Here is a 19,212-nt window from a genome sequence, read left to right on the forward strand (position 1 = left end):
GAGCATGAACCCGACAATCAGCTCTGCTCGATTAGCCCATATCTGCCGTCGTTGCGTCTATATACAACGTTTACTTCCTTCGTATCCGCGTTAGCGAAGACAAAGAAGCTGTGGCCGATCATATTCATTTGCAGAATCGCTTCCTCGACATCCATCGGCTTCAGCGTCACCTGCTTCGTCCGAACGACCTCGTAGTCTTCTTCCTCATCCAATGCTCTTGCAGTCGAGCCCGATTCTTTGAAATACGATCTTAAGCCGCTTTCGGTACGGTACTTGCGATTCACTTTCGTTTTATGTTTACGGATTTGACGCTCCAGTTTGTCCACCACGCCGTCAATCGAAGCATACATATCCTCACTCTTAACTTCCGCACGGAGCATAACGCCCGGCAGCGGTATCGTAACCTCTACGGTGTGATATCCTTTGGTTACCGATAAGGTAACGCTGGTTTCGGAGGTGATCGGTGCTTCAAAATACTTCTCCAGGCGGGCAATTTTCTTCTCCACGTATTCGCGAAGCGCTTCCGTCACTTGGATTTGTTGACCTCGAACGTTGTATTTCATGGGGCACTCCTCCTTTACTTGACCTCATTATAACATATGAGCGGAGTCTCGAACACCAGTATTTTCTGTTAGTTGTGAATTTTCTGAAAATAATTGTAGAATACTCCATGCTGCATATGCATAAAAACACGACACTTCGTAAGCGCCGTGTTTTCACACATTTCATAAATTGCTGTATTAGTTCTTTAATAAAATGACCATTAACGCTAACGGGTTCAGCTTTAATTCCTCCACAAAGCTAACCAATTGCTTCAGGAAGCCCTCATTATGCTCTAACGATCGGCACAAAATCTGAATGATGTTCACACAATCTTCCGGACTCACTGTGCCGCGCTCTAAGCCTCTGCCGACAATATGAAATTTCATGATCGACAGGAATGATACTAATTGAATATAATTCTGGAACGGAGAGAGTCCCTTCTTATATAGAAACAGACTTTCAAACACATAATTAACTATGTAGTTCTCGAATATATATTCATGCTCATTCAGAATAGGAGCGAATACGATCTCTAGCCCTTCTTTATAGCGACGGAGAATATATTCCGTATCATTACTCCCTAGTTCGAACCCTCTAATTACCTCATCTAGAAGTACCTTATAGCGAGCAGCTAATTGCCCCTTTCCACTCCTTAGCTCAATCATTTTGCTTAACAAATGCATGGATATATGATGAGCTTGAGGCGTTTGCTTCAGGATAGACGCGAAGCTGTTATTGGCTATACTTCCTTTAAACTCCTCAATTAAGGAAGGTATGAGCGCAGTCTTGTTGCTGCTTATAATTCCATCCAGCTTCTCGCAGAATAATCCAAGAATCATCATCCGATCGTTCAACTTATACGTCCGGTTCTGGAGCAGCGAAATAACAAATATTCGGATGTCCCAAAAGTAGTTCTCAATCGTATCAATTGAGGTTGTTCTAACCTGATGATTAGTCGCTTTATATTTCCGATCGGAGTCAACGATATCGAACTCCATCGGATTGGGGTTCAGGAGAGCGAGTCTAGCTGTCTCTGGACATGACATTCTAGCGCTCTGCTCTATTGTGTCATCTACGATATTAATCGTTCGCGGATAATTCGCACAGGTCGGACTTAAATAACTCTCGCCCAGTGTTGCCTGAATACTGCAAAGCTTATCCTCCGACAGAAACGCGCACTTTCCATTCCCGTCCAATTTCATGACAGCATAATTCAGATCGGACGAAGACCCTTCAATACGTTTGACGTTCTGTCTCAATCGTTGCTTCAACGTCGGTTCCGACACTTTCTGGTAACTCTTATATGTATTCTTATCAACCAATATACTCCAACCTGCACAGCATGTATCTTCACATTCAGGTCCGGTACATGTAAACTGCCTCATATATTGCGGAAGCATTGTTCTCATGTCAAATCCCCCCCCTCCAGCCATCCTTCTGTACTTACTATTTCGGTTTAAAGTCTTTCTGAATGTACAGTGCTCTATAAAAAATTAAAAACCCTGGTTACCCAGGGTTTCGTCGTTCATGTCTGGTGATGACACCATCTATGAAGTTGGCCCGATCATCGAGCCGAATAATTACAGTTTTACTACGTTAGCAGCTTGTGGACCGCGTGCGCCTTCGACGATGTCGAATTCTACAGCTTGGCCTTCTTCCAGCGTTTTGAAGCCTTCAGCTTGGATCGCGGAGAAGTGGACGAATACGTCGCCGCCTTGTTCCGTCTCGATGAATCCATAGCCCTTCTCTGCGTTAAACCATTTCACTTTACCTTGCATGCGTAACATTCCCTTCATCTTCAAATGCTGTGACCGGCCTTGAGTAAGGCCCACATTTTGAATATAACTCGACTTCATATAATTGTCAATCACTTTTTTGAAAGCGAATTCATTACAGTTCTATTTGCAAATAACCCTCCATCTTACACTTTATGTATGATCCATCTAAATCATGTGAGTCTCGTCCGGTTTCCCCCGCCGCTGCAGCACGCACCTCGCTTGCGATAGACTGGCATGCCAATCACTGCACCTCGAAATTCTGCTACACTAGTACGAATGAAATACCGATATAACGATATATTAGCTGTTTATTGGAGGAACACTTCTTATGCTTATCTCTCTATGTATGATCGTTAAGAACGAAGAAAAAGTGCTTCAGCGCTGTCTTGATAGCGTACAGGGGCTTGTCGATGAGATTATCGTTGTAGATACAGGATCCACGGATCAGACCAAGCAAATCGCCAGACAATATACGGATAAGGTGTTTGACTTCACATGGACGAATGATTTTTCCGCAGCCAGAAATGAATCACTTCGCCACGCCGTCTCCGACTGGATTCTCGTGCTGGATGCCGACGAATACGTGCAGTCGTCTGACCATGAATCGATTCGTGAGACGCTTAAACAAACTCCCCTATTAAAGAGCTCGTTCACGGCATTCATTTTGCCTATTCATAACTTCATGGGTACATCGCCAGACCCTAACAATGTCATGATATCTCCTGGCGCCCGTATATTCCCGAATCATGATAAGCTCCGATACAGCAGTCCGATTCACGAGCAATTGACTCCCCGATCGGCTTCACTCTCTTTTGTCGATCTGCCATGTCCAATTTATCATGACGGTTATACCGAGCAGCGAGTTGTTAGCCAGAATAAGTCAGAACGCAATTTGAGTATATTAGAATCGATGAAGACCGAGCAAAAGCTGCAAGACCCCTATTACTGCTATACGCTTGCCAATCAGTACAACAGCTCTAATCGGCATGATGAAGCATTGCAGTTGTACAGAGCAAGCTGGTCGAAAACTGTCCCCTCCGACAATTGGTATGCCCACTTGATGGACAGCCTCACTGCTTCCGAGCTTCGAGCCAATCACTTTCCCGAAGCTTACCAATTAATTGAGACTGGGCTGAGGCTTGGAGCGAACTGGGTGGATTATCACTATTACAAAGGGGTATTGTTCGATCAATTAGGCATGCATGAGCAAGCGCAAGCTTCCTTGGAGCGAGCGCTAGCAATAGCTGAGGCGGCTTCACGACGTTCTGAAACCTACTGGAAGGTACGTCCGGCCTATGGAACCGTTATGCCGCTTCAGCTACTCGGTATGCTTCAGTTCAAATCGAAGCGCAGCGCTCAAGCGGTACGATATTGGGTTCAGCTGCTGCAGCTTCAACCGAACAATTATCGAATTTTACAGCATCTGATGAACCTTCTGCTTCAGCATGAACAGGATTCCGGTATCATCCATATTTTCGAAAATCTTTATCGCGGCAATAGTAACCGTGACACTTTATTGTTTCTTGCCGCTTTGCGCTCTGGCAGTCGGTCACTAAGTGAGCATTACTACAAGCGCCTGCCGATATCGCTGTCGCCGAACGATGCGTTAGCGTATGCGTTACTGCAGCATCAACCAGCGGGCATTTCAGTTGACCAGTGCCAAGGGCTTCAAGCTCCATTAGCGCTGACAGCCGCACTCATCTATGAGGATGCTTCTTACCTGAAGCAGACGGAGGATCGAGCAGAAAAGTGTCAGGCTCTATGGACTTTCTACCAACAATCACAGGCAAGCCCTGGCTATCAAGCAGAGCTTAACTCCGATGGCGCCGAACTGCTCAGTGAAGTGTTAATTCAATTGCTAAGATATGAGTATAACGAGCTCTACTCCAGCCTATTCCAGTCCATTGCCGATGCGCAGACGGTGAATAATCTGGCCAATCGACTATATGAGCTCGGCTACCGTGAGATCGCTATCGACTTGTATGCACTGCTGTTAGACAACCATGCACTCGCACCCGAGAGCTACTCTGCCGTTGGTCAATGGCACTTTCTTAACGGCGAGGTCGATCAAGGCCTGATGTTCATGGAGGCAGCTCTAGAGGAAGCTCCATCCTTCGACTTAATCGGCTGGGTGCTCAACTATTGCAGCCAAGACCAGGCACGACAGTTTACGCAAAAATATTTGCATGTATATCCGGAGATGAGCCCTATAGCCAACCTATTCCGCCTATAGTTATTTCATCCCTTTACGTATGAAAAGGACTGAGTCGCTAATCGACTCAGTCCTTTCTGCTGCTCATGTTACTTCATTATTGATAAGTGAAGGTCAGCGTATTGCTCTCTTGACCGTCTGGATTGACGACTTTCACATCAACAGCACCTGTATTGCCAGAAGGAACCGTTACACGTAACGTCGTCGAATTGACATAAGCGGTAGTTGCTTGTACGTTACCGAAGTAAGCTTTTGCACCGCTCTTGAAGTCTTTACCATAGATGTACATCGTTCCGCCAACTTTCACACTGGTTGACGAAAGACTCGTCAATGTAGGCGCAGCTGCTTTAGGCAAGTCGTTGTACGTGAACGTTGTCGTAGCCGTCTCACCGTTTGACAGCGTCACAACGAGCGGCACTTGTCCTACTGCTGTGCTCGCTGGCACCGTTACACGAAGCTGCTTAGTGCTTACATATGCTGTCGTTGCGTTTACTCCATTAATGCTTACAACAGCTGAAGTATTAAAGTTAGAGCCATTCACGTAGATGATGGAACCGCCCGCACGGCTAGCATTGTCTGGGCTGAGGCCCGTAATTTTAACCTGTAACGGCGTATATTCGAATCCGCCAGTCAACGTGTCCGAGCCGCCATCTTTATTCGTTACCGTTACATCAACCACTCCCGGAGTGGTCACTGCAGGCACTGTAACCCGAAGCTGGTTAGCATTCACGTAAGCGGCAGATGCTTTGACACCGCCGAATGTAACGGTTGCACCCGAAGCAAAGTTCTCACCATTAATATAAGCGAGGATGCCTCCGTTAATATCACTTTGACTTGGTGTAATTTCCGTAATCGTCACTTGCGAAATTTCCGGCACTGTATATTCATATGCCTGTGGCAGTACTGCTTCTTTGTCTTCGTTCGTTACCTTCACATCCACTAGACCGCCTGCATCTCCAGCTGGAACAATAATGCGAAGCGTTGTCGAGTTGACGTATGTCGTTGTTGCTTCTTTGCCATCAACAAAGACTTTAGAAACTTTACTTACAAAATTCGTACCATAAACATACGCCGTATTGCCGCCGGAAATCAATCCGCTTGTCGGAGCGATAGACGTAATCGTTGGTTCAGGATAAACGATTGCGTTGTACGTGTAGCTTTGCTCTAAAGTCCACAATACATCGTTAAGATCACGGACGGAAACATCTACTGTGCCCGCTTGGTCAGCTGCCGGAACCGTTGCCCGCAGTTGTGTAGTCGAGACGTAAGTTGTTACTGCTTCTTTGTCCCCAATAACAACCTTCATACCGGATTTAAAGTTTTTACCGTTAACATAGATCGTATTGCCGCCCGTAACGAGTCCCGAGTTAGGGCTGATCGACGTAATTTCAGGATCCGTCGAAGGAGCCGGATCATACGTATATCCACCTGTCAGCGTTACGCTCGTGCCGTCAGGGTTATTCACCGTCACGTCCACTGCTCCAGCCTCATCTGCAGTCGGTGTGACAACTTTGAGCTGATTAGCGCTGTTAGTCGAAACTCTTGCTGCTTTATCTCCAAACAGTACGGTTGCACCTTTCATGAAGTAGGTACCATTAATCGTAACCAGCGTTCCGCCGGCAAGTGGACCGTTCGTTGGAGTAATGGAGCTGATCGTCGGATCGATAATATATTGATAAGAGCCTGTTGCCGATTGACCATCAACGTTTCTTACCTTCACGTCAACCGTGCCTTGTGCACCGGCTGGTACAGTAGCCGTAATTTCAGTATCACTTACGACAACTACATCAGTGGCAGCAGTAGAACCAAACGTTACCGTTAATCCAGGGAAGAAGTTTTGACCCGTAATCGTGACCGTTTCTCCGCCTGCTGGTGAGCCAGACGACTCCGTTACGGAGGTTACGACTGGTGCCGGAAGCTTCACATCAACGTTCACAACTGGAATAGCTTTGGAACGATTTGCTCCTGCATAGTCCTTATACGTAATCATAGAAGTGCTTAACGAGGCAGGAAGCTTGCCTGTTTTCGTTTTGCTGATTGGACGAATCTTGTAATTGAAAGTAAGAGTGCTGTTCTTCAATTCATTAAACGTCCAAGTCAGTGTATTACCGTCAACCGTTGGCTTAGGAATGTTGTTATCATAAGAGCCTGGAATGATCTCGAAGTCGCTGCCTACGATATCCGTCACCGTTACATCGTATGCGCTTGCCATCCCGATCTCTTGAACGATCGCCGCATAGATATCACTCAATCCGGACGATCCAAGAACGAAATGGTGGTGACTTGACGTTGTAGCCATTTCTTTGAGCAGAATGTTCGGACCACTTGTATCCGGATTATCATTCGACCCTAGCAGAGCGATCGTGTAGAAAATGATGCCTGCTTCTTTCGCTTCGTTCGCTTTATCTTTAGCGTATTGGTACGGATTAGGAGTAGGAAGTGTAGCATCGCCGTCCGTCATAATAACGATAACCGGCTGTGCTTCCGGACGATGGTTCTCAAGCAGCGCTTGTGCAGCTACGATCGCATCCCCTGTTGCAGTGTTACCGCTTGCTTTAATCGTATCAATATATGTCTTAGCCTGCTGCTTATCGGCCGTAAAATCAAAGCTGCCAATCATATTCGTGGACGAATAGTCAACGATCGCTACGCGGTGAACGGACATATCCATCAAATCGATGAAGCCTTTGGCCGCTTCCTTCGCATTAGTCATTTTATCTTCGCCGTTGTTACTGCTTGGAGCCATACTGCCGGACTTGTCGATAATTAACACGACATCGTTCGGCACGATTACATTAGCCGGGGGATTACCCGTAATGTTGAGTTGGACATCTACTTCATCCAATGTTGTAATTGCTGCAGGGTTAACCGTCTTCGTGACCGTAACATAGTCACTTGATGCTGCTTCTGTTTGCTGCGGCTGCAACAATATTCCGCCGATAGCAAACCAGAGGGCAAACAAGAACATTATACTGCGTCTTGCTTTTACCATGCTTTTTCCTCCTCTAGTTTAATAAAAAAAAACAACAGCAGGATGCTATTGTTTTGGAAAACCAAATCAATGGGCAACCTGGCAATCTTCTCTAGGGCTATTGCCCCAAGAGTTAAGACCCATGGCTTTGCGTCATTACATTTCTGTAATTTTGCCATTATTTGATTGTTTCAATGATAATAATTAAATCATACTTTTATACTAGTGCAAATTGGCTAATATTACAACATATTTATTGTTGCTTATCAATAAAATATCCAAATTGTTGAATTTGTTCAGCTTGATACGCTTGTTTACTCTTTTTCCCTGCCGTTAGAGAGGACAGCTTGGCTCCTAACTCGGCTTGGAACTGCATCTTTCGAACCATACCTTGCTGCTCTAGCTGAAGGCATTCTTGAAGAATGGCAAGCTGCTCCGTTGTATAAGTCATTGGGGAGTTCGACAGAATCTCGTCAATTTGAGTTTGGATCTCAATCTGACGATCCTGAAGTGAAAGAAGCAAACCGAGGTTTGCTTCTTCATTCAAGTCAATCTTGAAGGCCGCCTGCGTTACTTCCCGCAATTCCGCTAATAATACATCAACGGTACTCATACCGAAGCCGCCATTCCGCCTTGTCCAAGCTCCTTCAACGCTTCAGCCCAGACGTCACGCAGCTCCGTCACGAGACGGATGCAATCTTCAGCCGCTTTAATATCTTGCTTTACATTTGCCTCTGCGAGCTTCTCATTAATAAAGGTGTACAGGCTGCTTAGCTGCAGCGATAGGTCATACTCCATATTCAAGGTTGATTGAAGCTCTTCGATTATATTTTGTGCTTTTACAAAGTTGACATGCTTGCCCTCATAATCTCGTTTCTCGATGCACATAATGGCAAGCTTAATAAACTTGAGGCATCCATTGTAAAGCATCAGCGTCAATTGGCCCGGAGTCGAAGTCTGAACTTTCGTCTGCATATAACTATTCTGCGCCTGCTGCATGATTTATCTCACCTTTTTTCGTCAATGATAGCTCCCACTGTTAATTCTTTCAGCTTTTCAATCAGTTCAATGAACTTCTCTGAAGGAATCTCATGCACAACCTCATTCGTGTTCTTATCGAGTATTTGCACGATCACTGCTTTGGTTGCTTCATGAATCTTGTAATTAAACGCATGCTCTGTACCCTGGGCGGCTTGATTGGCTTTCTCGATCGCTTTCACCAATGCCTGCTCACTAACGGACAGAATACTCGTTTTGCCTTTTTGCTTTAGAGTCTGATACTCTCCAGCTACACGTTGGAAGGAAATTTCTTCTTTGAATGATTGTGACTGTACTGGCTGCGTATGAGTAGATATTTCCATACCGATCACAGCCTTTCGTTATCCGAATTGTTGCATTAGCCAGCTCAATGTAGAGTTGCCTTTACTAACCGCAGATTCCATACTAGAAAACATTTGGTAGTAGTAATCCTCTCTTCTATACAAACGATCGTTCATTTGGTTAATTCGCTTCTCGATGTCGGAAATTTGTTTGTTCAGACTAGGAGCTGCACCGACCCCGCCATTGATTTTACGCGATATTTGGGTAATGGCTGTGTTCATCGACTCGTATACACGTTGAATGAGCCCCTTGGAGTCGCCGTCTCCCTGCTGGGTAAACAACGATACGACAGCATCCGGATTCGCCTCGATCGCTGCCCGAAGCTTATTCTCGTCAATCGTCAGCTTCCCGTTCTCCGTAGAGCCTCCAATAACGAACTTATTGGTCGTAATTCCAATCTCGCTCAAAGTATCATAGGAGGAATCAACTCCATCAACAACGGAGGATGTAATACCGCGAAGATCTGTGAGTACCTTGCGAAGAGTAGAATCGTTCCGCAGCATTCCTTCCTTCGCCTTAGCCTCCCAGGTCGCAATATCAGAGTCCTTCATGGCAGATTTCTGATCCGACGTTAATGGCGTATAATTCCGATCTGCCTTCTCCGTCAAATCGCCGTTCACTGCGGTAACAAGCTCGTTATACTTCCCTACAAAATCTTTCACCTTCGCAATGATCTCATCCGTACTCAGACGTACAGTGCCACCGTTACCGTCTGACTTCTTCCAACCGCTTGCGAAACGCAATGAGGAGACGGAATCGCGAAGGCTTGCAAATTTCAAGTTATAATCGTTATAAGCTTCAACCTTCCATTGATACGACTGTTTCTTCTGTCCCAGCTTATCAACAGGAATTCGTTCTGCTTTCATTAGATCCGATACTAATGAATCAATATCGAGACCTGAACCCATGCCGGTCAAACGAATTGGCATATATTTCCCCGCCTTTCTTCCCAATGTTCTTATCTTATATATCGAAATAAAAATGTCATAAATTTATAGTGTACAAATGAAATATATGAGTAGCTGCAATAAATCAATTTCATATCCCTTTTTAAGGAAAAAGAGGCCCACATTAATCGTGGACCCCTCCTTACCCTAATCCGAGAATTAACGGAGCAGTTGCAGTACGCCTTGTGGCGCTTGGTTAGCTTGTGCCAGCATTGCCGTCGAAGCTTGTTGCAGAATGTTGAACTTCGTGTAGTTCATCATTTCAGCTGCCATATCCGTATCACGGATACGCGATTCAGCTGCTTGCAGGTTTTCAGCGTTTACGCCGACGTTGTTATACGTATGCTCCAGACGGTTCTGGTAAGCACCCAGCGTAGAACGAGCCGTATTGATTTGCGAAATTGCAGCGTCAACTACACCATTCTCCGTACGAGCGGAAGCTTGGTCCGTCAGCGTACCGAAATTGATTTTCGCATCGATACCGGAGAAATCGAGAACGATTTGGTCCGTATCTTTACCAGCCGTTTGGATCGTGATGTTACCGCCGCTACCGTCAAGCAGCGTGATGCCGTTGAACGTAAAGTTCTCTGCGATACGGTTAATTTCCGAGCTGAGGTTGCTGTATTCGTTTTGAATAGCTGCAATGTCTTCAGCTTCCGTCAGCGTACCGTTGGATGCTTGCGTTACGAGCTCTTTCATGCGCGTCAGCATGTCGGAGATTTCGTTCATTGCACCCTCAGCAGCTTGTACCATCGAGATACCGTCTTGCGTGTTACGCATACCTTGGTTCATCGCACGGATGTCAGCACGCATTTTTTGGGAGATCGACAGACCAGCTGCATCGTCAGCTGCACGGTTGATCCGGTAGCCCGACGAGAGTTTCTCGCTGGATTTACCTTGTTGGATGTTGTTGAAAACCAGGTTACGGTGCGAGTTCATCGCGTTAAGATTGTGGTTGATAATCATGTTTGTTTTCCTCCCTGAAAATATGAATTGTCCACTTCCTTGTGGAGTAGCCGTTACCGGCTCACATTAATATCATCGGCAATTCATGAGGGAGAGTTTATAGCTATTCAATCATTTTTATTATTTTTTTCTTCTTTTTTGCGACTTTGTACCCACTTCTTTAGTCCATCTACACTCGCAGAAGTGGAGACAGCCTCCCGATTCGAGATTTTGACATCATCCATGACTTCCTTACGCACGATACTGTACTCTCTAGGCGCCTCAATGCCTATCTTCACTTGATCACCATCGATTGCGGTTATGATGATCTCAATGTTTTGATTGATGACAATCGTTTGTCCCCGTTTTCTGCTCAAGATCAGCATCTCTAAATTCCGCCTTCCTTATTGGGAAGTAAAGGAGAGTGAATGGAATACGTCACATTATTCAATATAATTTGCCGGCCATGACCACTCTTTATATTAATAACAATAGGGGCAATCAAATTAATGGTGGACCGATCAAAGGGCTGATTAACGGTTACAATACAGAATACGGCCACATCTTCTGTTTTCTCAATATTCAACCCTGCGATTACTTCATCGCTAAGCTTAAACTCATACTCCGGATAAAATTCGAAAGGCGATACGACAACGAAGCCAACGTTAGCATCCGCTTCACTTTGGAGCAGCACGAATGGCATTTGATCATCGATTTTTTCCATTCGAAAATAACGATGCTCTGTAAATCCGAGTATACTGTCCCCTAAATCCAGACGTTTATCATTCATATATTCCACTTTATTCCCTCCGCATTCACTTCATCGAAAAATATATTTAAAAAACAATGCTATAGCTTTCGCTATAGCATTCTTATCTATACCAGTCGTATGGAGTAACCTCGATTTCAATCGTGTTCTTCTGCCGTAAGTAAATTTCAAGATTGCCGCGCTGCACCTCAATATTCGGACGATGCGGGATATAATTGATTTGTACAGTTGTCGGCTCTATTGTCGTCTGGACACTGCCTGCTTCATAATCCAGCTTCACATTATCGTATCCGGGAGTTCCGACTTGATAATCGACCGGATTCTCACGGAACAGCGCATCCATTGCAAGATCGGCGAACGCGCTGCGCGGGTTCGTAATATCCGCCATCCGCTGCCCTTCCTCAACCTTCTTCGCCAGATGCTGCAGAAAGATTGATTGCATCTGACTGTAAATTCCGCTGCTCCATTCCAAATTCGGCCCTTTACCAAGCCCATGCCATGCCTCAGAGGAGTCAATCGACAGCTTGGAATCTGAATATTCGAATTCCATCGCCCCGTTCTGTGTTTCAATCGATTGCTCTCCTGACGGCGACTCCATAATTTGACGTGATGGCTCAGTCTGAATCCCTATTGCAGCATTCGTCTGCCTAATCGACAGTCTTAAATCAATCATCTCGTCCATCCGCCCCTAGTCATCTTATCTCAAATAATCAATAAGCGTTCTCTGAATGACTTTAGCACCGGTAGACAGCGACGCTTGATAGACGGCTTCCTCCTGATTGTAGCGCATAATGGTTTCGGCCATATCCGCATCCTCAACTTTACTCTGCAAATCCGTAAGGTTATAGTTCAAATCCTGCATGCGCTGATCGATGAGATCGATTCGATTCACACGCGCCCCGACCTCCGAACGGATATTAATAACTTGCTCATACCGGGAGTTCAAACGATTAGATGCATCTAACAATGCAGCTTTATCCGCCGTTGAGATCGAGTTCGCGATATCTTTTAATGTTTTGAACAAATTATTGGCATCAGCTGTTCTGCCGAACACTTCTCCGCCCGTCACATTCGTCCCCACAGTTACTCCTGCAGCAAATCGAACTTTTATAAGCTGATTGTCAGTGTCAACGGCATTCGGAGTAAAAGCAGTAGCTGCATCGTACGGCCTAATATCGGTCATTTGGCCGTTAAAAATATATTTGCCGTTCAACTGATCATTGCCGATCATGATGACCTGTTCATAAATTTGATTAATCTCAACCGCGATAGCGTCAAGCGCAGTTTGCGGGTTCGTATCGTTCAGAGCTTGAACCGTCAATTCCTGTGCCCGCTGGACAAGATCGCTTAACTGCCCCAGTACCGTGTCGGTATGATCGAGCTGCGCTTTCGCTTGAGCGATATTTTTATCATATTGTTCATTCATCGCCAATTCACTGCGATAACGCAGGGAATAAGTAATGCCTACCGGATCGTCAGACGGCTTGTTCAGCTTGCGTCCAGTCGACAATTGATTCTGCTGATCGGTCATCCGAGTCAAGTTATGGTTAATGTTACGCATCAATTGGTTATGCATCATTCCAGAGGTAACGCGTAATGCCATTCTAATTCCTCCTCACCGTTAACTATTAACGTCCTACAACACCCATACCATTAATGACTTTGTCGAGCGTCTCATCGATCGTCGTCATGAAACGAGCTGCTGCCGAGTAAGCATGCTGAAACTTGATCAGCTCTGACATCTCCTCGTCGAGCGATACTCCGCTTACCGCTTGACGGCGCGAGTCAACCTGCGTCACGATATCCTGCTGATTCGTCGCTTGACGTTCCGCTTCCTGCGTCTGCAGACCAAGCTGCCCAATCATCGAGGCGTAGAACTCGTCCAGCGTGCCTTCTGTAATCCCGTTCTGACTTGGCACTGGCGTAAATTTAAACGGTGTTTCCTTCAAGCCTGCCATCAGATTCGCCAGCGTGTTGTTTCCTTTGACCGTCTCAAGAGACCCGTTAATGACTGCAGTACGCATTGAGGTCGCAATATTCATCGGGTCGTTAATAATATCTTGGCTGAGCCTAATATTGTCGGCCGTAACTACACCTGTGTTGTCACTTGTGACAAAGATATCGCCCGCTAGAACCGGTGCGTTAGGCGGCGTATTAAACAGATAGCCCAGCTTGTGCAGTCCGTTAATACCTTTAACCGTAACCTCAGTATCCACAGCTAGCTGCGCCCCGTTATATGTTGATCCTGCAGGGATTGTGATCTTAATTTCACCATTTACTAACGTATCGGCCATCGCATCGAGCTGATTCTTGTAGTCAGCTACGATCCGATCTCGCGAGATCAATAGCCCTTCTATTTCACCGCCGACGACCCCGTTCATATTGAATTGAGCTTCCAAAGCCTGTACCGTCGTGCCCGGGGCATTAATTCCCGTTACGAGATCGATGGCTCCGACAGACACATTGTAGCCATCCGCTGTATTGACTACCGTGACGTTAACCATTAAGGACAGCTGATCAACCAAATAGTCCCTCTGATCCATTAGATCGTTCGGGTTATCGCCGTATGCTTCGAGTCTTTTGATCTCTAAGTTCAAATCAGCGATCGATCTAGCGAGCGTATTGATCTGCTCGGTCTTGGTCGTAATATTCGCTGTCAAATCGCTCCTTAAGTCGGTCAAGTGCTTGCTCGTCTCGTTCAATGCATCCACCAGAGCCAATGCGTTCTCACGGACGATTTTGCGTCCGGTAATGCTCTCCGGGTCTTTACTCAGGTCCGTCCAAGACGTCCAGAAATTATCCATAACTGTGCGGACGCCGGAATTCGAAGGCTCGTTAAACACCGTCTCGAGCTTGCTCAATGTATCGGACTGAATGGACCATTCGCCAAGGCTGCGGTTCGCATTGCGAAATTGATCGTCCAGAAATTTCTCACGAACACGTGTAATGGAAGTAAATTCAACACCGGTACCAAGCTGTCCCGGTATATTCGAACGCATGTAGCCAGGCGCTTCAATCGGACGGGATGCGACCAGATTCACCCGTTGGCGGGAGAAGCCGGGCGTATTCGCATTCGCGATATTATGGCCGGTCGTGTTAATATTGGCTTGCTCCGTGAACAGACTGCGCTTGGCGGTCTCTATGCTATGGAAGGTTGATCTCATCGGTTACACTCCTCTATTTTCTCGATTGGTATCGTCCGTAACCAAGCGTATCGTAACTAGGCTCTGTGGCCGGATTCTTATAGGTGTAGCTCTCATCCTCTGGCATAAGGATGACGTCGAGTGAGAACTGAACGAACTCGATGGATTGCTTAAGCAGCATCTGATTCGTCTCGTTCACCCGGCTGAGCTCGTTCACGACTTGTCCGAGCTGCTCGTGAAGCTGCTGAAGCTTAAGCCGATCTTCGACATCGAACACGACGCTCATGAGCTGCTTCTGCGTAACCGGTACGCGAGAGTATACTCCTTTGGCCGCCATGAATCGAGTCGATTCCATTCCGCGCTCGTTCTCAAGCTGAGCTATCCGTTTGACAAGTCGATTCTCCGCCATCATGAACTTCGTCAACTCGTTCAGTTCACCCGCGATAATCGCCTGTTTCTTGCTGTTAGCTGTCTCCAGCAGTTCCTCATGCGCCTCGACCATCTGCTCCAGCAGGCCAATAATGTTAGCTAGCTCCATATCGTCCCCCCATGCTTCCGATGATTAGTTCCGATCCTGCTGCCTGAGGTACGGAAGAAGCTTCTCCGCCACCTTACCTGCGTCTACATAATAAGTGCCTGTCGATACTTGATTCTTCAGCTCTTCGATTTGCTTCTGACGCTCAGGAGACTGTACGCCCTGCTGCGATTGCAGCATCTCTTTCGCTTCTGTTGAGATCTGAACATCGTCTCGTTTCTTCTTGCCGATGCTTTCAAATACGCGTTGTCCGTTGTTCTTATGATAAGGGTTAATAGCGCCAATACGCTGAGTTTCATTAATTTTCATCATCTATCGCTCCGATCGTTCCAGCCTGAAATAAAACAAGCCGATAATCAACTAATGTTATTATCGGCCGTCATATTGGAATTGTTTATAGAATTGCTTCATACCGTGAAAATGTGTGAAAATCTTCTTCCCGTCTCAATCCCTGCGGTCTTCTTCAGGAGTCTGATAAACAACGGTGCCTCGTTTCACGTTATGATCCGGTTTTTGGTTCAGGTTCAGCTTGCTAATATCCTTCTGCAAGCGTGTTCTGCACGAATCGCATATGTTGCCCTCGCGAATCATCTGTCCGCATGTCTCACATGGATAACCGAGATTCGGCGCATCCATAAGTGAGATACGTCCTTCCCGGATAAACTTTGTAATTTGAGGAATGCTTACCTCGGTTGCCTCCGATACCTCGTAGATCGTAGCCCCACGATTCTCGCGTAAATATTGTGCACAAAGCTCGTACATATGATCCGTCTCCTTAATACATACCGGACAGATCTCCTGCGGATTTTTCAAATACAGCCTGCCACAGCGTGGACAATTGTCTAAGTTCATTCGGTCCAGCCCCTTTGGCCCTCTCATGGCCGCTTCTAGTTTTATTCCTATTCTACCTTACTTTTGTCGATTTTTCATCGCTTTTTTTGCAGAATTCATCCTTATGTCATACATATTGTTACGATCTCGCCAATGTAATGGCATACACATAAACATTTCGTTCAGGTGCATATTGCTGTAACTTTGTCATAATAGCCTCCGAGCAAGCCTCGATTGTACTGCCAGTCGTATAAATATCATCGATGAGCAAAATTCTGATCGGCTGAGATACAGACATTTGCCGATCGGTTCGAAGGAGACCTTGAGCAGGCTTGCATGACATTCCGCGGTCACGACGCTGCCGCTGCATATTCAACCGAAGTCGGCTTATGAGATTGACAGACGCTTCAGAGGAAACAGAAGATCTATGCGCCCGTGCGGACATATCCTGCAAAAATGTATGCATGACCGCCTCATCTGCAACAAATAATCCCTTCGTGCTCTTTAGCCGTGCATGTCGTGATTGCAAGCTCTTCTTCTCCGAGTGCCGCGTACGAATGAGCAGCTTGTATAGCGGCAAGCCTCTTCTGTCACAAAGCTGCCCTGCGAGCAGCTCAGCCTGATTAAAACCTCTCTCCGCCAGACGTTCAGCGCTGACAGGCACCGGTATGATCGCATCCCACCGATGACTGGCGTCGCGGCTTTGGAGCGTCGCCTCAAGACGGCACCAGGCGATATCGAGCATGTCTGCCAAGGGCTGCGCCAGCCGTTCGTCTCCGCGGTACTTGAACTGTGCGAGCCACTCCCGAACCTGGTCATTGTATCGGACAGCGCTACGGCTGCATATGAAATTGGCATTGTCCCGCCTTATACAGTCGCCGCAAGGATCTGGCCGACCGCATACGACACATGCAATAGGTCCAATCCACGCGATTCCTAAAGCGCAGTCGCGGCAAATATCGTGAAGCACCGCTTCCTTCGGCAGCGTTATACGCACTTCCGGTAACAAATGCACGCCGGAAGCAGGCGTCCGGCATAACGGGCATGGACGGGCCGATTCGCTGAGCAGCCCGCCAAGCTGTACAGCTGCGGTACGGAGGATAGGAGTCAAATGCCGAATCAATCGCTGCTCACCTCATTCACAGGCTGCAACTTGCTAAATAAGAAGCCTTTGGCCTTCGCTTCTCTGTTCATACTCTTGATTTGTTTAATGGCGCTCAGCTGTGAGAGACTGCGCACCGGCGCGCAAAAATATACCCGTCCATCGGGATCGTCCTTGGACCTTCCGGCACGGCCAGCCATCTGCACAAGCGAGGCTTCATCGAACAATCTTCCGTCCGCATCCAAAATAAACACGTCACTGTGAGTGACCGTTACCCCTCTCTCCAAAATCGTCGTCGTCACCAGAACGCGAAGCTGCCGCTCGCGAAATGATTGAACATGATGGGATCGATCTTCATCCTTCGATGAGGTCGCACCAATCGGCACGCCGGGAAGCGCCGCCCGAAGCAGGCTTGCTGTCGGCTCGGCATGGCGAATCTGCTGAACGAACACAAAGCACTGAGCTCCGCGTTCAATGGACGCTCTTAACCGCAATAACAACGATGACGGGACGCGGCGCTGTGCGATGAGCTTGGCTACCTGCGGTATACGAACATATATCGGCACCGGCAGCGGATAGCGGTGATACCTGACTGGCACGCGAACGTATTCGAGCTTCTTCCGTCTTGCAGCTAGCTGTAGCGCTCTTGACGGCGTGGCTGTCAGCAGAATAACAGCCCCGCCCGGTACAGATGCCTTCGCCGCTGCATATTGAAGACGCAGATCTCCATGATATGGAAAGGCGTCCAGCTCATCAACGATGACCAGCTGGAAATATTCATGGAACCGAAACAATTGATGGGTCGTCGCCAGCATAATCTCGCCTTCGTCCCACCGCTGCTCGCTCCCCCCGTACAGCGTTACAACGCGTGCTTCCGGGAATGCCCGGCGAATTCGAGGATCAAGCTCCAGCACGACATCACGGCGAGGCGTCGCCACAAGCGCCCTCCCTCCTGAAGCAAGAGCCGCTTCAATGAGCGGAAACACCATCTCTGTCTTACCCGCTCCTGTTACTGCCCACAGCAGGAACGGGGTATTGATGCGCGCAGAAGCTTGCGTAGCGGTAAGCTGCAGCCTCGGAAGCGCATATTGCAGCGCGGCCGAGGCTGCAGCATGCTGCGCTGGGCTGAGCCCCCAGCGCGCATCCGGCGCCGCCGGCACGCGCCCGCCACGCCCGCGCGCCGCGGCGCTAGGCTGCGCCGCCTTCGGCACGGCGGCGCGGTGCGCGTATGCGAGACCTTCCATGCCTCCACCTAGGATTAGCAGCCCGCACTCGCGGCTGCGTCCCATGGTGAGGCATGCCTCGCAATACGCGCACGCGGATGAACCGCACGCTTCGCATGCGGTGCGGTTCATCCGCTCTTCGCCGCTGCCGCATCGCAGGCAGCGGCGGCCCCCGCGCCGAAGCGGCGCGGGCAGCAGCCGGCGCAGCGGCGAAGCCGCCGGCTGCGAAGCTGCGACTGCGGTCCGCAGTCGCAGCTGGCCGCGAAGCGCGGCCAGCTGGAGCGCGGCAGACAGCGCGCTCCAATCGCCGGCGGCCGCCCGGCATATAGGCGGCCCGGCGGCGAGCAGCTGCTGCGCTTCGCCAAGCAGCGCAGCCCGACCGTTCAGCCGTGCAGCTATGGCGCGCACCGCTTCTTCGCTGATCATCGTCGAATCCCTCGTCGATGATACACCAAGCTCGATCGATTCGATCGAGCCTGCCGCTCTGATCCCCTCTTCTCCACTACACACAGCAGCTTGACGTACAAGCAGCCGCATCGCTTCATGATCGCTCATTCTTCTATTCTTGCTTCTTGCCCTCCAACGTTCAACAGCATCTACAGCAATGCCTAATGGCAGCTGCGGCTTCCATAAATAAATCGAGCTGAACACTTCCCCTACCTTAGCTGCTGCACCACTAAAGCTATCTCCGCCTGCCAATGCTTCATGTCCTGACTGTACAGCTCGCCAGTAATAAATATCGGCTTGAATTGCAATTGTCCAATAGGCTTTCCAAATCTCTTTGCAACGAATAATGTAGAGCTGAACCTTCATCCTTAATGCCTCCTTCCCAA

Annotated in this window: 20 protein-coding genes and 1 riboswitch; of the genes, 1 reads left to right on the forward strand and 19 read right to left on the reverse strand. The window is 47.9% G+C overall.

The genetic code is table 11. The annotated features are described in order from the left end of the window. Nucleotides 1–17 precede the first annotated feature (17 nt). The 3 genes from hpf to PXY01_RS07545 form a co-directional block, all read right to left on the reverse strand. The gene (gene hpf, locus PXY01_RS07535; RefSeq protein WP_127568927.1) at nucleotides 18–563 is read right to left on the reverse strand and encodes a ribosome hibernation-promoting factor, HPF/YfiA family; all 546 of its coding nucleotides are present in this window, start codon (nucleotides 561–563) and stop codon (nucleotides 18–20) included. A gap of 177 nt (nucleotides 564–740) precedes the next feature. Further along, nucleotides 741–1,952: a flagellin lysine-N-methylase gene (gene fliB / locus PXY01_RS07540; protein WP_127568929.1), complete on the reverse strand. Its 1,212-nt coding sequence runs from the start codon at nucleotides 1,950–1,952 to the stop codon at nucleotides 741–743. A gap of 171 nt (nucleotides 1,953–2,123) precedes the next feature. Beyond that, nucleotides 2,124–2,321 carry a cold-shock protein gene (locus PXY01_RS07545; protein WP_015847290.1) on the reverse strand — a complete coding sequence of 66 codons (198 nt, stop codon included), beginning with the start codon at nucleotides 2,319–2,321 and terminating at the stop codon, nucleotides 2,124–2,126. A 328-nt stretch (nucleotides 2,322–2,649) separates the two neighbouring features. Here PXY01_RS07545 and PXY01_RS07550 point away from each other — a divergent pair, with 328 nt between their 5' ends. After that, nucleotides 2,650–4,554 (forward strand): glycosyltransferase, encoded by a 1,905-nt coding sequence (locus tag PXY01_RS07550; protein WP_127568931.1) that lies wholly within the window; start codon nucleotides 2,650–2,652, stop codon nucleotides 4,552–4,554. Between the two features lie 76 nt (nucleotides 4,555–4,630). On the opposite strand, the gene PXY01_RS07555 is transcribed toward PXY01_RS07550, so the two are convergent. The 16 genes from PXY01_RS07555 to PXY01_RS07630 form a co-directional block, all read right to left on the reverse strand. Beyond that, complete coding sequence (locus tag PXY01_RS07555) at nucleotides 4,631–7,525, reverse strand: choice-of-anchor Z repeating domain-containing protein (RefSeq protein WP_127568933.1); 2,895 nt, start codon at nucleotides 7,523–7,525, stop codon at nucleotides 4,631–4,633. Between the two features lie 69 nt (nucleotides 7,526–7,594). Further along, a riboswitch (cyclic di-GMP riboswitch) is annotated at nucleotides 7,595–7,691 on the reverse strand. A 66-nt stretch (nucleotides 7,692–7,757) separates the two neighbouring features. Continuing rightward, on the reverse strand, nucleotides 7,758–8,117 hold the full coding sequence (locus tag PXY01_RS07560; RefSeq protein ID WP_127568935.1) for a hypothetical protein: 360 nt from the start codon (nucleotides 8,115–8,117) through the stop codon (nucleotides 7,758–7,760). After that, nucleotides 8,114–8,503 carry a flagellar export chaperone FliS gene (gene fliS / locus PXY01_RS07565; protein ID WP_127568937.1) on the reverse strand — a complete coding sequence of 130 codons (390 nt, stop codon included), beginning with the start codon at nucleotides 8,501–8,503 and terminating at the stop codon, nucleotides 8,114–8,116. The genes PXY01_RS07560 and fliS overlap by 4 nt, the downstream gene beginning before the upstream one ends. An 8-nt stretch (nucleotides 8,504–8,511) precedes the next feature. Further along, complete coding sequence (locus tag PXY01_RS07570; RefSeq protein WP_127568939.1) at nucleotides 8,512–8,865, reverse strand: flagellar protein FlaG; 354 nt, start codon at nucleotides 8,863–8,865, stop codon at nucleotides 8,512–8,514. An 18-nt stretch (nucleotides 8,866–8,883) separates the two neighbouring features. Beyond that, entirely contained in the window at nucleotides 8,884–9,813 is a 930-nt protein-coding gene (gene fliD / locus PXY01_RS07575) for a flagellar filament capping protein FliD (protein WP_127568941.1), read from the reverse strand. A 177-nt stretch (nucleotides 9,814–9,990) separates the two neighbouring features. Continuing rightward, the gene (locus PXY01_RS07580; protein WP_127568943.1) at nucleotides 9,991–10,797 is read right to left on the reverse strand and encodes a flagellin N-terminal helical domain-containing protein; all 807 of its coding nucleotides are present in this window, start codon (nucleotides 10,795–10,797) and stop codon (nucleotides 9,991–9,993) included. Nucleotides 10,798–10,904: 107 nt separating this feature from the next. Continuing rightward, on the reverse strand, nucleotides 10,905–11,162 hold the full coding sequence (gene csrA / locus PXY01_RS07585; protein ID WP_127568945.1) for a carbon storage regulator CsrA: 258 nt from the start codon (nucleotides 11,160–11,162) through the stop codon (nucleotides 10,905–10,907). Between the two features lie 2 nt (nucleotides 11,163–11,164). Next, nucleotides 11,165–11,566 (reverse strand): flagellar assembly protein FliW, encoded by a 402-nt coding sequence (fliW, locus tag PXY01_RS07590; RefSeq protein ID WP_246027850.1) that lies wholly within the window; start codon nucleotides 11,564–11,566, stop codon nucleotides 11,165–11,167. Between the two features lie 82 nt (nucleotides 11,567–11,648). Next, on the reverse strand, nucleotides 11,649–12,218 hold the full coding sequence (locus PXY01_RS07595; RefSeq protein WP_127568949.1) for a DUF6470 family protein: 570 nt from the start codon (nucleotides 12,216–12,218) through the stop codon (nucleotides 11,649–11,651). 24 nt (nucleotides 12,219–12,242) lie between these two features. After that, complete coding sequence (gene flgL, locus PXY01_RS07600; protein ID WP_127568951.1) at nucleotides 12,243–13,148, reverse strand: flagellar hook-associated protein FlgL; 906 nt, start codon at nucleotides 13,146–13,148, stop codon at nucleotides 12,243–12,245. A 25-nt stretch (nucleotides 13,149–13,173) separates the two neighbouring features. Then, nucleotides 13,174–14,709, reverse strand: coding sequence for a flagellar hook-associated protein FlgK (gene flgK / locus PXY01_RS07605; RefSeq protein WP_127568953.1), 1,536 nt, complete (start codon nucleotides 14,707–14,709; stop codon nucleotides 13,174–13,176). A gap of 13 nt (nucleotides 14,710–14,722) precedes the next feature. Further along, the gene (locus PXY01_RS07610; RefSeq protein WP_127568955.1) at nucleotides 14,723–15,226 is read right to left on the reverse strand and encodes a flagellar protein FlgN; all 504 of its coding nucleotides are present in this window, start codon (nucleotides 15,224–15,226) and stop codon (nucleotides 14,723–14,725) included. A 24-nt stretch (nucleotides 15,227–15,250) separates the two neighbouring features. Beyond that, nucleotides 15,251–15,535 (reverse strand): flagellar biosynthesis anti-sigma factor FlgM, encoded by a 285-nt coding sequence (gene flgM / locus PXY01_RS07615; protein WP_307719371.1) that lies wholly within the window; start codon nucleotides 15,533–15,535, stop codon nucleotides 15,251–15,253. Between the two features lie 132 nt (nucleotides 15,536–15,667). Beyond that, the gene (locus PXY01_RS07620) at nucleotides 15,668–16,075 is read right to left on the reverse strand and encodes a TIGR03826 family flagellar region protein (RefSeq protein WP_127568957.1); all 408 of its coding nucleotides are present in this window, start codon (nucleotides 16,073–16,075) and stop codon (nucleotides 15,668–15,670) included. A gap of 118 nt (nucleotides 16,076–16,193) precedes the next feature. After that, complete coding sequence (locus PXY01_RS07625; RefSeq protein WP_127568959.1) at nucleotides 16,194–17,177, reverse strand: ComFC family protein; 984 nt, start codon at nucleotides 17,175–17,177, stop codon at nucleotides 16,194–16,196. Beyond that, nucleotides 17,174–19,192 carry a helicase-related protein gene (locus PXY01_RS07630; protein WP_127568961.1) on the reverse strand — a complete coding sequence of 673 codons (2,019 nt, stop codon included), beginning with the start codon at nucleotides 19,190–19,192 and terminating at the stop codon, nucleotides 17,174–17,176. The genes PXY01_RS07625 and PXY01_RS07630 overlap by 4 nt, the downstream gene beginning before the upstream one ends. Nucleotides 19,193–19,212: the final 20 nt, after the last annotated feature.

It is taken from the genome of Paenibacillus xylaniclasticus, from assembly GCF_004001065.1.
Classification (GTDB): domain Bacteria; phylum Bacillota; class Bacilli; order Paenibacillales; family Paenibacillaceae; genus Paenibacillus_T; species Paenibacillus_T xylaniclasticus.